The 15,135-nt window shown below is 44.6% G+C and carries 9 protein-coding genes; 5 read left to right on the top strand and 4 right to left on the bottom strand.

The annotated features are described in order from the left end of the window. Nucleotides 1-13: 13 nt before the first annotated feature. On the bottom strand, nt 14-1,201 hold the full coding sequence (gene tyrS, locus AACV20_RS07495; RefSeq protein ID WP_013857629.1) for a tyrosine--tRNA ligase: 1,188 nt from the start codon (nt 1,199-1,201) through the stop codon (nt 14-16). Nucleotides 1,202-1,330: 129 nt separating this feature from the next. Between tyrS and AACV20_RS07490 the strand changes: the two genes are divergently transcribed. Next, nucleotides 1,331-2,626: a peptidoglycan DD-metalloendopeptidase family protein gene (locus AACV20_RS07490; RefSeq protein WP_170907060.1), complete on the top strand. Its 1,296-nt coding sequence runs from the start codon at nt 1,331-1,333 to the stop codon at nt 2,624-2,626. Between the two features lie 49 nt (nt 2,627-2,675). On the opposite strand, the gene AACV20_RS07485 is transcribed toward AACV20_RS07490, so the two are convergent. The 3 genes from AACV20_RS07485 to erpA form a co-directional block, all read right to left on the bottom strand. Beyond that, a complete protein-coding gene (locus AACV20_RS07485; RefSeq protein WP_170907059.1) occupies nt 2,676-5,774 on the bottom strand; it encodes an efflux RND transporter permease subunit in 3,099 nt (1,032 codons plus the stop codon). 8 nt (nt 5,775-5,782) lie between these two features. Further along, on the bottom strand, nt 5,783-6,889 hold the full coding sequence (locus AACV20_RS07480) for an efflux RND transporter periplasmic adaptor subunit (RefSeq protein ID WP_170907058.1): 1,107 nt from the start codon (nt 6,887-6,889) through the stop codon (nt 5,783-5,785). Between the two features lie 126 nt (nt 6,890-7,015). Further along, nucleotides 7,016-7,357 carry an iron-sulfur cluster insertion protein ErpA gene (gene erpA, locus AACV20_RS07475; protein ID WP_026027518.1) on the bottom strand — a complete coding sequence of 114 codons (342 nt, stop codon included), beginning with the start codon at nt 7,355-7,357 and terminating at the stop codon, nt 7,016-7,018. 322 nt (nt 7,358-7,679) lie between these two features. Here erpA and hemL point away from each other — a divergent pair, with 322 nt between their 5' ends. From hemL to AACV20_RS07455, 4 genes are all read left to right on the top strand, one after another. Beyond that, complete coding sequence (hemL, locus tag AACV20_RS07470; protein WP_170907057.1) at nt 7,680-8,975, top strand: glutamate-1-semialdehyde 2,1-aminomutase; 1,296 nt, start codon at nt 7,680-7,682, stop codon at nt 8,973-8,975. Between the two features lie 277 nt (nt 8,976-9,252). Continuing rightward, complete coding sequence (locus tag AACV20_RS07465) at nt 9,253-10,338, top strand: AI-2E family transporter (protein WP_017045856.1); 1,086 nt, start codon at nt 9,253-9,255, stop codon at nt 10,336-10,338. 83 nt (nt 10,339-10,421) lie between these two features. Then, nucleotides 10,422-11,465, top strand: coding sequence for a 16S rRNA (guanine(1207)-N(2))-methyltransferase RsmC (gene rsmC, locus AACV20_RS07460; RefSeq protein WP_017048383.1), 1,044 nt, complete (start codon nt 10,422-10,424; stop codon nt 11,463-11,465). A gap of 199 nt (nt 11,466-11,664) precedes the next feature. Next, the gene (locus tag AACV20_RS07455) at nt 11,665-15,057 is read left to right on the top strand and encodes a response regulator (protein ID WP_170907157.1); all 3,393 of its coding nucleotides are present in this window, start codon (nt 11,665-11,667) and stop codon (nt 15,055-15,057) included. Nucleotides 15,058-15,135 lie beyond the last annotated feature (78 nt).

Below are 15,135 nucleotides of genomic sequence, written 5' to 3'. Positions count from 1 at the left end.
TTTACTGTGATTTTTACTTTACAGTAACTCGTGCGAACTTACGCTTGCCGACTTGGTAAACATAAGTCCCCGCGGCTGGTACATTTTTGCTGTCGTCGATTTTTTCGCCATCTTGTTTGGCACCGCCTTGCTTGATCATTCGCATCGCATCAGACGTTGAAGCCACTAAACCCGCCTCTTTGAGCAGGTTAGTGATAGCAATACCCGCTGCAAATTCAAATTCTGGCATCTCTTCTGGCATCGCACCTTTTTGGAAGCGGTTGATGAACTCTTGCTCAGCCGCATCCGCCTCTTCTTTAGAGTGAAAACGTGCAATGATCTCTTTCGCCAACAAGATTTTAAGATCGCGTGGATTCGTGCCATTTTCAACATCAGCTTTGAACTGTGCGACTTCTTCCAATGGACGGAAAGAAAGAAGCTCGTAGTAGCTCCACATTAATGTGTCAGAGATCGACATGATTTTGCCAAACATTTCACTTGGCGATTCACTGACACCAATGTAGTTGTGCGCTGATTTGGACATTTTTTTCTCGCCATCCAAACCAACAAGCAGTGGCATCATCAAGACAACTTGTGGTTTTTGACCATGTGCTTTTTGCAGTTCACGGCCCATCAATAGGTTGAATTTTTGGTCAGTACCGCCAAGCTCAACATCTGTCTCCATTGCGACTGAATCATAACCCTGTAGGAGTGGATACATGAATTCATGAATGGCAATAGGCTGACCATTAGCGTAGCGCTTTTTGAAATCATCGCGCTCTAGCATGCGTGCCACTGTTTGGTTCGATGCAAGACGGATCATGCCTTCCGCGCCCAATAGAGACAACCATTCAGAGTTAAACTGAATTTTCGTTTTAGCCGGATCGAGGATCTTGAACACTTGTGTCTTATAGGTTTCAGCATTACGCAAAACATCGTCACGAGTGAGCGGTGGACGCGTGGTATTTTTACCGCTTGGGTCACCAACCATACCCGTGAAATCACCAATCAAAAAGGTGACTTCATGGCCCAAATCTTGAAATGCACGTAATTTATTGAGGATCACCGTATGTCCAAGATGGATATCTGGAGCCGTTGGATCAGCACCTAATTTAATGCGCAGTGGACGGTTTTCTTTCAGTTTCGCGATCAATTCATCTTCTGGGATTAGCTCTTCAACGCCGCGTTTAATTTCAGCTAAAGCCGCTTCAATACTCGCCATTCTTGTTCACTCCTACAGATTTGGCAAAATTTAATAGTTGAACATCTTACTTGAATAGCGATGCTTTTTGAAACCAGTTAGACTAACGAACCGGCTAATTTCTTTATAATTTACTAAACGAACCTAAATATGCTTTCAATTTTCGCTCGTCTCCCTTGGGTGCATCGAATCCTCATCGCCTTTTTAAGCGCACTCATGGTTTTCGCGCTGCTATTTCTACCAAACCCTGAAGATCTCGCTCAGGATCCGAATCGTCTAGAAATTGGTCGCCATTATCCATTAACCATTAACGCCGAAGCACTCTCTCCGGGAATATCTATCTCGCCTTCCACCATGCTGCGTTGGGAAACTTATCAAGTTAAATCGGGGGAAAGTGCCGCCGTATTATTTCAGCGAATTGGGCTTTCGGCTCGCTTACTCTATCAACTCACGGCAACAAATCGTGATATTGACAGCCAGCTTTCACGACTTAAGCCAGGAGATGAGCTGCAATTTGGCTTTGATGAAAATAATGAACTTGTTCAACTCAATCGCATTATTAGCGCCTTTGAAACCTTTCGTATCACTAAATCGGGCGATGGCTTTACTTCTAAGTTTGATAAAAAAGAGCTGATGTTCCAGTACAACTATGCCGAAGCGATCATTACCTCAAATTTTTGGAATGCGGGGATAAGCGCGGGTTTAACGGCAAACCAAATCATGGAGTTAGCGGGTATATTTGGTTGGGATGTGGATTTTGCGTTAGATATTCGTGAAGGTGACCAATTTAAGCTGCTATTCCAAGAAAAGGTGGTGGAAGGTGAGGTAATTGGCCGCGGAAATATCATCGCCGCCGCCTTTACCAACCAAGGTACGACGTTCACAGCAATATTGGACGATGCAACAGGCAATTACTATGACGAAAATGGCCGGGCCATGAAAAAGGCCTTTTTACGCTCACCGATCGATTTTCGTCGCGTGACATCGAATTTCAATCCTGTGCGTCGCCACCCCGTCACAGGAAAAGTCACTGCACACAGAGGAACCGATTATGCCGCGCCAGTTGGTACCCCAATTTGGGCCGCCGGCGATGGTGTGGTTGAGAAATCAAGTTACAACCAATTTAATGGTAATTATGTGTTTATTCGTCACAGCAACACCTACATTACCAAATACCTACACTTACAACGACGTATGGTCAAAACTGGTCAACGAGTCAAGCAAGGACAAACGATTGGTACTTTAGGAGGGACAGGAAGAGTCACCGGCCCTCATCTTCACTATGAATTTTTGGTCAACGGTGTACACAAAAACCCTAGAACGGTCTCTTTACCGCAATCTAAATCCTTAACGGGCCAAGCAAAAACCACCTTTATCGCCAATGCTCAAATTAGGCTTGGGAAGCTAGAACGCTATAGCCAATTACTCTATGCCAATAAAGAATAAGAAAAGGCCCACCAATCATGTGGGCCTCATTGTGTAATGATTGAGCCGATTACTCTTCGAGAGTCCGTGTTGGTTCCTTACGCCCCAACATCAACAAGCAAGGCGTCAGTACTAACGTTAAGACAGTAGCAAAAGCAAGGCCTCCCGCAACGGCCGTGGCGAGTTGTGACCACCATTGCGTACTGGGAGCGCCAAACTCAATTTTCTGGTTAATCAAATCGATGTTCATCTCCAGCACCATTGGCAATAACCCTAAAATAGTCGTCACTGTGGTCAATAAAACGGGCCTTAAACGCTGAACACCAGTGCGTAAAATGGCCTCTTGTTTTGACAAGCCTCTGCGTATCAGTTGGTTATAAGTATCTATCAATACGATATTGTTATTCACCACGATGCCGGCCAAGGCGATGACCCCAATACCTGACATAATAATGCCGAAAGGTTTTTGGAAAATCAGCAGGCCCGCAAATACTCCGACCGTTGAAAACAGTACTGCACTTAAAATGAGGAATGCTTGGTAAAAACTATTAAATTGCGTAACCAGAATTAACCCCATAACCACCAGCGCAATCAAAAAGGCATTTTTTAGAAATTCTGAGGAATGTTCCTGCTCTTCATTTTGCCCTCGTAATTTAAACTCCACCCCATTAGGTAAATTCAGTTCCGACAATGCTTGAGTAACTTTGGGCAATTCAAGGGCCAGATTATACCCTTCCTTTAGATCCGCCATAATATCGATAACCCGTCGACCATCAATCCGTTTGATCGTATCTTGTTTGTGATCCGGTTTTATCTGCGCAAAATTGGTTATCGGCACCAGACCTGCGGGTGTGTTGACCCGTAACTGATCAAATCGACCAATATCACGCTTATCCTCTGGATAACGCACCAAAATATCGACCTCTTCGTTTGCATCATCAGGCAAGTAGTCACCAATTTTTAGCCCATTAGTCACAAATTGCACTGTGTTACCCACCAATGTCGCATCGGCTGAAAATCGAGAAGCATCATCACGTCGAATATCAATTCGCCAGTCAATTCCTTCTTTATTTGAGGTGTCACTGATATTAGTCAACGCGGGATTGTTATCAGCCCACTTTCTGACCATTTTAGCGGCCTCATTAAGATTTTCAGGAGTACGCGCCGACATTTCAATCACCAGATCATGCTCAACCGGTGGCCCTGCATCTGGAAATTTATACTCGATTTCCACCCCTGAAAACTGATCTGTGGTGCTTTTAAGCTCTTCAATAATCGCTTTGACGGTGCGGCGATATTGCCAATCAACAGGGGTAATTTGAATCTGGCCAATTTCATCCTCTCCCCCCGTTCGAGTATAGACGCTCTCAAATTCCTCATGACCAAGCATCACCTGCTCAATTTCTCGCATTAAGGTGTCTTTTTCTTGGATGGAAAGATCGCCATAAGAACGAACTTTAACGGTGAAATAAGGCGGATCCACCTCTGGGAAGAATTCGGCACCGAGCCCTGCTTTGGCATAAGCAAAACCAATCACAATCGCGAGCACTATCGCACTGAACAGTATTTTAAGTGGGTGACGAATCGCAATGGCCAACGTGTGATAATAGAGCTTGGTGATGCCCGTCGCTTGGGCAAAATCACCTTCATGTAAAGCAATCATCCGTGCTTGACTGGCAGCCGAAGCATGTTGCGGTCGGCCAATTAAGCCTCCCAGCACAGGAACAAAAAGCAGTGCCATAATCAATGAAGCAGCCAGTGTAGCGATAAGCGTGAGAGGCAAGTATTTCATGAACTCACCCGTGATATCTGGCCAAAAAAGCAGAGGGGCAAAAGCGGCTAAAGTAGTAGCAGTTGATGCGGTAATCGGCCATGCCATCCGTTTTGCGGCATCTCGATACGCTTCTTTACGCGGCACACCTTCTTGCATGCGCCGATCAGCAAACTCAGTTACCACTATGGCTCCATCAACCAGCATGCCAACCGCCATAATTAATGCAAATAACACGACAATATTGACGGTTAGTCCAAACACCGACAAGACTAATAATCCGGTCAAAAATGAGCCTGGTATTGAGATACCAACCAGCAGCGCCGTCCTCATTCCCAAAATAGCGATAATCACGATCACGACTAAAATAATGGCCGACAGAATATTGTTTTGTAGATCGTTGAGCATGATTTCAACGTCTTTCGACTCATCCCACGTGTATTTCACCAACAAATTACTTGGCCAATCTTCCCGTTTTTGCGCCTCTCCCATTACCGTTTTTACCAGCTCAACGGTTTCGATGATATTTTCACCAGCACGCTTTTTAACGTCCAACACCACCGCCGATTTGCCATCTAAACGAGCAAAGTTTTCGGGGTCCCGAAATGCTCGTCTGACGGTCGCGATATCGCCAAAGGTGATTACTTGCTTACCATCAACCTTCACCGGAAGCTCTAACACATCTTTCAAGGATTCAAAAACTGAAGGAACCTTTACGGAAAAACGTCCGTAGCCCGTATCGACGAAACCCGCCGCAACGACTTTATTATTCAGTGCGATTAAGTTATAGATATCGCCTTGATCGAGTCCGTAACTTTCCATCAATAGGGGATCGACAATGATCTCAACAATATCTTCGCGATCGCCAGCGATATCAACTTCTAATACTTGTCGGTAGCTTTCTAATTTGTCTCTCAACTGCCTTGCAATTTGTACGATAGCTCGCTCTGGTAAAGTGCCATAAAGCACCACTGATAATACCGGTTGCTCTGATGCCAATGTTACTTCGTTCACGGTCGGCTCATCGCTGTCTGCTGGTAGCTTCGGCTCGGCCAAATTGACCGCATCTCTCACATCCGCCATCGCTTTATCAAGGTTAACGCCAACGTTAAATTCCAAAACTACAGAAGCATGCCCTTCGGAAGCATTCGACGTCATCTCTTTTACGCCTTCAATAGAGCGCATTTCTTGCTCTAGGGGCCGCACGATAAGGCGCTCAGCATCACTCGGTGATATGCCTTGATGACTTACGGAGACATAAATAATAGGAATAGTAATGTCAGGGCTCGATTCTTTAGGGATCGAAAAATAGGTCGCCACGCCAGCGATCAAGATAAAAATCAGCAGCGATAACATAGTGCGCGAGCGAGAGAGCGCCGCATCAATAATAGAAAACATGGCTCCCCCTACTGCGCTGAGTGGTTAGGTTTCTTGACCGCAATCACTTGATCACCATCTCGAACAAAACCTTGCCCAACGGTGATAATATCCACCGTATCCCCTAGCCCAGTTAGCCACACACCATCTTGCTCCGCTTTTACCAATTGAATGGGGATGAAGCGAACACGATCTTGCTGCAGTGTTTTAACACCTAAATTTCCTTGATCATCAAGCGCAAGCATGGCTGGCGTGATTTTCACCGCCAGTTGTGTTTCCAAACTCATCTCCACTTCAGCGCTCACACCCGCGGGGATCGTTTGATTGGGATTGTCTAATTCCACTTCGATAGCAAACGTGTTGGTGGTAGGTGATGAGACGCGAGAAATATAACGAACCTTACCATCGACAGTAGAACCATCGATAAAACGTACACGAGCAATTTGGTCTTGTTTGATTTTTTGGATGTGTCGTTCGCTGACATTCGCTTCTATCACTAATTTACTGAGATCAATAAAGGTGACCATCGGGTCACCCACTCCGACAAAATCGCCTTTTTCTATCAATATGTCTTCAACAATGCCATCGAAGGGAGCCACAACTGACGTATTACGCAAAGCCAATTGAGCACGACTTTGCACAGCGCTGGCTTCCGCCAAAGCGGCTTGCGCCGAAGCAAAGGCCACTTCGCCTTGTAAGCCTCGATTTTTTAACGACTCAGCGGCACTGAATTCTTTTTGTTTGAGTTTGAACAAGGCTTGCGCACTCTCTAATTGAGCTGCTAGATCAGCTTGATCGATTAAGACGATCTGTTGTCCTTTATTGACAGGCTGTCCTTTTGCTATCGATATCTGAGTAATTTTCCCTGCGATTTCAGCACCAATTTTAGCTTGACGATTAGGTGCGGTCCGACCGTAAAGATCGATATGCTTATCGGTCGATTCAGCCTCAAAAGATTGGTAAATAACTTTCGCAAGAGGAATGGTGTCATTGGCAGTTTGCCGGGGCTCTTCCGCTTTCAATGCCCCAAAACCTAACCAAAAACAGAGAAGTAGAATAAAAATCGTCGAGAGTAGCCAAGGTCGTTGCGAAAAAAAGCGGCCAATAGATGAACGGCTGATTTTGGTATCAGGCATAAATAATCCTTTATTATGTTCTTGCCTTCTTAAGGTTAAGGCAAAGCCCTACATAACATCCAAATACGTAGGGCTATTAAGCTTAATTAGCTACAGTAGATTAATTGTGCATCGAACCTTTTTTAGTTAAACACTAAATGATGCACCACAACCGCATGTTGTTGTTGCATTAGGATTGTTGACAAAAAAACGAGAGCCTTCTAGGCCTTCTGTGTAATCGACAATGCCACCTATCAAATATTGTAAGCTCATCGGGTCAACCACTAATGTCACGCCACTATTAACTATTGTGGTATCGCCATCGTTTACATTTTCATCAAAGGTAAACCCATATTGAAAACCGCTACAACCACCACCAGTAATATAAACGCGCAGTTTTAGCGCTGGATTCTCTTCTTCAGCAATCAACATTTTTACGCGTTGTGCTGCAGTATCAGAAAATGACAATGGTACATTTACTTCACTCACGATGGCCTCTCTCACTCGTGTTAATACCTGTCAGACTTATTATGCTTAACTTATGCCTGTAAAGGTGATTCTTTTTTAATAATGCAATGATTATCTAATACCTGACCTATTCGTTCAAGTATTCACCGTCACTTAAGCTAAAACTCCAACTATCGAGGCATTATGCACTGAAAAAACACTCACTGTCGCGTGAGTTGTACACTATACGGCGCTTATTTGGCTGTGAATGGGCTCAGAAAATGAGTGAAAAAAAGTGTCTTTGGTGAGTTTGGGTATACAATGCGACACCAACTGGTCCGAACAAGCAGAAGAGGATAAATCCATGACCAAATCAGCAGAGCTTTATCAAAAGGCACAACGTGCAATCCCCGGTGGAGTTAACTCTCCTGTACGTGCTTTTAACGGAGTTGGTGGCTCGCCGATTTTTATCGACCGCGCAGACGGCCCGTTGATTTTTGATGCTGATGGCAAAGCTTATATTGATTATGTCGGCTCTTGGGGGCCAATGATACTAGGCCACAATCACGCGGTCATTCGTGAAGCCGTGATAGGCGCAGCGCAGCGCGGTCTCAGTTTTGGTGCGCCGACCGAGATGGAAATCGATATGGCAGAATTAGTTTCTGAGCTGGTTCCATCGATGGAACAGTTGCGTATGGTCAGTTCCGGTACCGAAGCGACGATGAGCGCCATTCGTTTAGCTCGTGGATTCACTGGACGCGATAAAATTTTAAAATTTGAAGGCTGCTATCACGGTCATGCGGACAGTTTGCTAGTAAAAGCAGGCTCTGGCGCCTTAACATTAGGCCAACCAAGCTCTCCTGGTGTGCCTGCTGATTTTGCTAAACATACACTGACCGCCACTTTTAATGATTTAGAATCTGTACGTGAATTGTTCGCGGCCAATAAAGGCCAAATAGCCTGCATTATCGTCGAACCTGTCGCGGGCAACATGAACTGCATTCCACCAGTAGAAGGGTTCCATGAAGGCTTACGTGAGATTTGTGACCAAGAAGGCGCTCTGTTGATCTTTGATGAAGTAATGACAGGTTTTCGTGTTGCACTAGGTGGTGCACAGGCTTACTACAACATCAAACCAGACTTAACAACGCTAGGGAAAGTGATTGGCGGTGGTATGCCTGTTGGCGCTTTTGGTGGACGCCGTGATGTGATGCAACACATCGCTCCAACGGGCCCGGTGTACCAAGCTGGTACGCTATCAGGTAACCCTGTGGCTATGGCTGCGGGTTATGCCTGCTTGACGCTTCTAAAAGAAGAAGGCAATGAAAAACGTCTCGCGGCCAAAACAAAGCAATTGGCTGATGGATTCAAAGAACTCGCAGACAAACACGGTATTCCTTTGCTGGTCAACCAAGTTGGTGGCATGTTCGGCTTCTTTTTTACCGATCAAGAACGCGTCACCTGTTATGAAGAAGTCGCAAAATGTGATGTTGAACGTTTCAAGCGCTTCTTCCATTTGATGCTCGATCATGGTGTCTATTTAGCGCCTTCAGCTTTTGAAGCAAGTTTTACCTCTTTGGCGCATGGTTCCAAAGAAATTGAAGCGACATTAGAAGCGGCCGATCGCTGCTTTGCGATGATGGCAGCTCAAGCGGAATAAGCACCATTAGGCAGACTCATCATAATTATAAAGGGCTGTAGATCAGCCCTTTATTCATTTCAGACTCAATAAGCAAGCTATCATTGCCAGTAATAAATCACTAAAACGACCAACGCCATCATGCTGATGGCAAACCACGGTAGCTTCAACTTTTTTTTATGCTGGTTTTGACACCCTTTTTCATTATCACAACATCCCATCTCATCAGTTCCTCATTGATAACACGCTGATTTGCAGTCATTATAACCCTATTACTTTACAAGGTTGGATTAACAACGTGTCAGAAAAAGTGAAAATCACCTCTAGCCACTGGGTGCTCATTGCGGCACTTGTCGCTGCGGCTATTGCTTGTTATCTGTTGATTGCACCTTATATCAACTCGATTGTGATGGCTTTCATCATCTCGTTATTGATGTTTCCCATTCATGAGTGGCTCGAACGAAAAATCCCCAAATACAAAAATACCGCCTCGTTTCTCTCGTGTATTATTTTGACGTTTATTATTGTGATTCCACTGCTGTTTGTCTTTGCTGCTATTGTGCAGCAAGGGTCGGTATTTTCTCAGAACATGTACCAATGGGTCACTCATGGTGGCATTCAAACCGCCTTTGCTCATCCTTGGATTGTCAAAGGACTCGCCATTGCGAATCAATATTTGCCCTTTGATGAAATTCAGCCACAACAAATCGCACAAAAAGTGGGGCAATTTGCCAGTTCATTTGGCACCAACTTGGTCAGTATTAGCGCAAAAGTGCTGGGTGATGCGACCAGTTTTTTGATGGATTTCTTCTTAATGCTGTTCGTGTTGTTTTTCCTACTCCGTGATCACGATAAGCTCATCAGCGCTCTTAGGCACATCTTGCCGTTGTCGCGTAGTCAAGAAGACAGGTTGCTCTGCGAAATTGAGCAAGTCTCCAAATCGGCTGTCATGGGGTCATTTTTAACCGCAATAGCGCAAGGCTTTGCGGGTGGGTTTGGTATGTGGCTCGCCGGTTTCCCTGGATTATTTTGGGGCACCATGATGGGGTTTGCTTCGTTTATTCCGGTTGTCGGTACTGCTCTGATATGGATTCCAGCCACTATTTATCTCTTTCTAACCGGAGATAGCACATGGGGCATATTCTTGGCCCTCTGGAGCGTTATCGTTGTTGGCTCAATTGATAATTTATTGCGGCCCTTTTTAATGCAAGGGAGCGCGGGCATGAACACCTTAATGATCTTCTTTTCTCTGCTCGGTGGTATTCAGCTGTTTGGCCTGATTGGGTTAATTTACGGCCCACTCATTTTTGCCATCACTATGGTGCTGTTTAATATTTATGAGGAAGAGTTTAAAGGTTTTCTCAATCAACAAGATAATAGCTAACTTTTGACTTACTGACGATCAAGCTAGAAGCAAGGGGCAGACTGTGCGAGAATCTGCCCCTCTTTTTTAGCGCAGAGCCCACTATGTCCAGTTACACCGCACCAAGTCAAATTGCCCAGCGTCAGCTTGCTTATTTCGAAGGAAAACATCTTTTAGTGGCTGGAGAAGCGGAGGATTTATTTCCTGTAGAGTTAGCTAATCATTGTCGCTCTGTTTCGGTGTTCACCACTCATTATGGTTACTACCGCCAACTCGAATCCTATTCACAAATTACATGTCATTTTGGCGCTCAATTTGAGCAAAAAACCGATGCTGACATGATTCTGCTTTACTGGCCCAAAGCGAAGCAGGAAGCTGAATATCTACTTGCGATGCTGTTGGCCAAACTGGGCAAAGAGACTGAGATTGTGGTCGTGGGTGAAAACCGCTCGGGCATAAAAAGCATTGAAAAAATGTTTGCAGCTTATGGGGTGGTTAAAAAGTATGATTCAGCTCGACGCTGTTCGTTCTATTGGGGGCAATGCACTCAGCAGCCACCAAGCTTCCAAATTGCAGACTGGTTCAAAACTTATCAGGTGCAGTATCAGCAACACGCACTGATTGTAAAAAGTTTACCTGGCGTATTTAGTCATGGCGAATTTGACCTCGGCAGCCAACTGTTACTCGATACACTGCCTAAACTAAGAGGTAAAGTTCTCGACTTTGGTTGTGGTGCTGGTGTACTGGGTACAGTAATGGCCACATTAAACCCAGATATCGAGATTGAACTGTGCGATATCAGCGCGCTTGCGATTGAATCAACCAAAGCAACCTTGATAGCAAATAACATATCAGGGAATGTATTTGCCTCTGATGTCTACTCAGATACCGCTAAAGATTATCAATTTATCGTCTCAAACCCCCCTTTCCACTCCGGATTAGAGACCAGCTATAGTGCGACAGAAGCCTTACTGGCTAACGCACCAAGCCATCAAACTGTGAAAGGCGAACTTTTTATTGTGGCCAACAGTTTTCTTAAATATACCCCGCTAATTGAACAGGCTTATGGTCATTGCGAGGTGTTAAATAAGACTAACAAATTCATCATTTACCACGCAAAAAAAACATTACAAAAGTCGCAACAATAAGTGTAGTCCACTCTCAATTGGTCACTAAACTGGATGATTTTTACGAATTTTGCGTTAGTGACCACGCTTTCCACAGGACTTACTTGTCAAAGTAAAAAAACTCGTTAATTTCGTCACTTTAGGTTTTCTTTGTTTTTTTTATTCACTTTAACGACTACCTCATACCGTTAAAGCCTCACGGAAAGTAATGCCTTTTTCTATGTTTAGGTTCTCTCGTAAGCAAAAATTTAAGCGCCTGCAAAATACTCTTATGCTGGCTTTTCTCGTTTTGAGCATCACGCCTTTAACTGTGACTGCCATTTTTTTTCTGCAATCACACACTAAAGATCTTCAAGAACAAAGCACGTCTCACTTATTGTCAGTCAGAGACACTAAGCAACAGCAAGTTCTCGATTACCTCACGGCCAAAGAATCAGAAGTGATGGGGTTTGTCCGTTCAGAGTTAGCTTATGCTAGTGGAGGGCGCTTTTACGGCTTAGTCAATGCGTTCCAAAGACTTGGTCTGGATATTGTTCAAGCTCGTGAGCATGCCCAGCAGCGTTATATTCCTGGTTCTGGTGATCAGATAAAAACGTCAATATTACCACAATCGAGCAGCTATGTAGGCAGTGAACGGTATCGCCTACTGCACAAACGCTATCATTGGGCGTATTTAGAACTGCTTAAACGTTCTGATTTTGACGATATTTTACTGGTGGATCTCGATGGTGATGTCGTTTATTCCGTTTATAAGCACGACAACTATGGGACGAATTTACTGACCGGAAAATACAAAGATAGCAATCTGGGTAAAACATTCCGTCAGTTAGAGCAGCAAGTTGGCGAACAACGAAAAATCAATGAAGAATATACACCAGTCATTATTTCTGATTTTTCACAACAAGAAGGGCAATCAGTTGCTTGGCTTGGCGCGCCCATTATTCAACAGGGCTACCTGCACAGCTACGCCATGTTCCGCCTACCAAACAATGGCATCACAAAGCTCGTTGCTGACACCAATGCGGCATCGCAAATAAGGACTTTACTCGTCGGGCAAGATCATCATTCTCGAATACTCTCTTACACGCAGCAAGAAATCGAGACTAGTCAAAAAGTGATCAATCTTGCACTTTCTGGGTTGAGTGCCGTTGGTACTTACACCAATACATTGAATGAGAAAACCATTGCCGCCTATGCACCTGTTGCAAATAAAAATATCAACTGGGCCTTGGTCGTAGAGATACCAGAAAAAGAGGCTTATGCGCGAGTTCATCAGCTTGAGAAGTTATTTATTTTCGCCATGCTAACCGCGATTATTTTAGTCGTCATCGCTTCACATTATCTCTCTAATTTTATTACCTCTCCCCTACTGAAGCTCACTTGGGCGGCAGAAAAAGTCTCAGCTGGGGATTTAGATGAAAATGTTATCAATACCGATCGTAAAGATGAGATTGGTCGACTCGCAGTGAGTTTTGAGCGTATGCAGCGTTCAATCCGAGAAAAAATGCAGCTGATTAAAGCGCAAAATAAAGAGCTCGAAAGCAACATTCAATTAATCCGCAAACAGAACGATGAGTTGCATCTCGCTAACAAACTAAAAGATGAATTCCTAGCCACAACGTCACATGAATTAAGAACACCGCTGCACGGTATGGTCGGTATTGCAGAAGCACTGATCTCTGGGTCAAGTGGAACTATCACCGCCGATCATCGTTATCAATTGGGCATAATCATCAGCAGTGGACAACGGCTGACAAACTTGGTCGATGACTTACTCGATTATCATAAGATGCGCTATGGCAGCTTGGATATCAAACAGTGTGCTGTTGATCTATCCGGTGCAACACGCTTAGTGTTAGAGCTGTCTAACCATCTACTCAACAAAAAGCCCATTCGCGTAATAAACCAAATCCCTGATGAATGCATTTGGGTCTCTGCCGATCCACAACGATTAGAGCAAGTGCTTTATAACCTTGTAGGAAACGCCATTAAATATACGACTGAAGGGAAAATTGTCATTTCAGCCAATGTGGTTGATGACAAGATTCGTGTCCAAGTTGTCGATACGGGGCAAGGCATTCCTGCTGAACAACTTGAACACATCTTCGAACCACTGATTCAAGCAGGGCAAGATGCCAGTCGTTATCGACAAGGCGCAGGCTTGGGTCTTTCGATCAGCCGTCAATTGATCGAATTAATGCAAGGAACGCTTTATGTCAGTAGCCAACCTATGGTCGGTACGACATTCAGCTTTACCTTGCCATTAGCATCAAAAGCGGAAATTGAATCGACAAGCTATATGGAAGCTGGCCACTTCCAATCTCCGACCATTTCAGACATTGAACTGCCTGAAATGCATTCACTACCTGAAAATAAAGAAGGCCCAGTACTACTGATAGCAGATGATGAACCCGTCAATCTGCGTGTCCTAGACAGTTTCCTACGTTTAGAAGGCTATCAAGTCCGCACCGCTAAAGATGGCAATGAAGTCATTAGCGCGGTCGAAAAAGAAAAACCGGAACTTCTACTGCTCGACATTATGATGCCAGGATTAAGCGGCTACCAAGTCTGTGAAAAGTTAAGAGAAACATACGATCATGCCGAGCTACCTATCATTATGTTGACGGCATTAAATCAAACTGACGATAGAGTTCGTGGTTTTGCAGCGGGAGCGAACGATTACTTATCGAAACCTTTTAATAAGCAAGAGCTCGCTGCACGTATTACGGCGCATTTAACGGCCAGCAAAGCTGAACAAAGACGTATTGAGAACAACCAACTGCAACAAGAGCTGAAGCATAGAGCAATGGTAGAGGCCAGTTTATTGGAAACCCAAGGCCGTCTACTAGAGCAGCTTGAATCTGCTCCTGAGGCCATTATTTGCATTCGAGACGATCATAAAATCCGCTTTGCGAACGAAGCGGCTGCTCGGTTATTTAAGCGCAGCCAAGAACAACTAAAGCGCTCAAATGCGGAAGAACTCATCGCTCCTAAATACTTAGTCGTCGAGCAAGAGCATTACTGCGGTAATATCGATATCTATGTCGAAGATACACGTCAACATATGTCTGCTGATGTGTTACGACTACCGGATGGCTCTGGGTTGCAGGCTATGTACATCTTTAACGTGGGTGGAAACATCAATGCAGCGCGCATCAATAACCTTGAAACCGCTATTGAAGCGCTATCCAGTTACGCATTTGAAGGCGATAAAGAAAAACTGCAGCAGCTCAAAGAACTCGGTGGCGAGTTCACTCGTATCGCCGACAAAGTATCGGGAGAGAGTCAATCTAAGCAAGATTTAATGCGCGAAGTACTGGTTGAAGCAATGACCAGTGCTTTAGATTACTGGGAACGGGTCAGTAACCAAAGCAAGTTTACCTTTGCAGAGCAGAGTGGGCTATGGCGAGTGTATCTCGATAGAAGCACATTACAGACTCGGACACTAGACAAGTACTTACGTATCGAGACACTGCCTAAAACACCTCGCTGGCGTACCGTTCTTAATTCGTTAGATTACATTCTTGATCATTGTCAGGAGCACGGCCCTGAACGCTCTCACATCGAAGCGCAGCGCGATAAATTGCAAAAGCTACTGACCTCATCACTCTAAGTACATCAACACCATTAAGCCTGCACTCTGCAGGCTTTTTTATCACTATATTTCCATGACCATCAACGGAACAACCAC

It is taken from the genome of Vibrio sp. B4-6 (genome assembly GCF_963888245.1).
In the GTDB taxonomy this organism is placed as follows: Bacteria; Pseudomonadota; Gammaproteobacteria; order Enterobacterales; family Vibrionaceae; genus Vibrio; species Vibrio anguillarum.
Note: the sequence above shows the minus strand (reverse complement) of the source record. Positions and strands in the feature narration are given on the sequence as shown.

Excerpts from the sequence above, each read along its gene's own strand:
- AACV20_RS07485 (WP_170907059.1), bottom strand. The coding sequence starts at position 5,774 with ATGTTTTCTATTATTGATGCGGCGCTCTCTCGCTCGCGCACTATGTTA.
- rsmC (WP_017048383.1), top strand. The coding sequence starts at position 10,422 with ATGTCCAGTTACACCGCACCAAGTCAAATTGCCCAGCGTCAGCTTGCT.
- AACV20_RS07480 (WP_170907058.1), bottom strand. The coding sequence starts at position 6,889 with ATGCCTGATACCAAAATCAGCCGTTCATCTATTGGCCGCTTTTTTTCG.
- AACV20_RS07490 (WP_170907060.1), top strand. The coding sequence starts at position 1,331 with ATGCTTTCAATTTTCGCTCGTCTCCCTTGGGTGCATCGAATCCTCATC.
- tyrS (WP_013857629.1), bottom strand. The coding sequence starts at position 1,201 with ATGGCGAGTATTGAAGCGGCTTTAGCTGAAATTAAACGCGGCGTTGAA.
- AACV20_RS07455 (WP_170907157.1), top strand. The coding sequence starts at position 11,665 with ATGTTTAGGTTCTCTCGTAAGCAAAAATTTAAGCGCCTGCAAAATACT.
- hemL (WP_170907057.1), top strand. The coding sequence starts at position 7,680 with ATGACCAAATCAGCAGAGCTTTATCAAAAGGCACAACGTGCAATCCCC.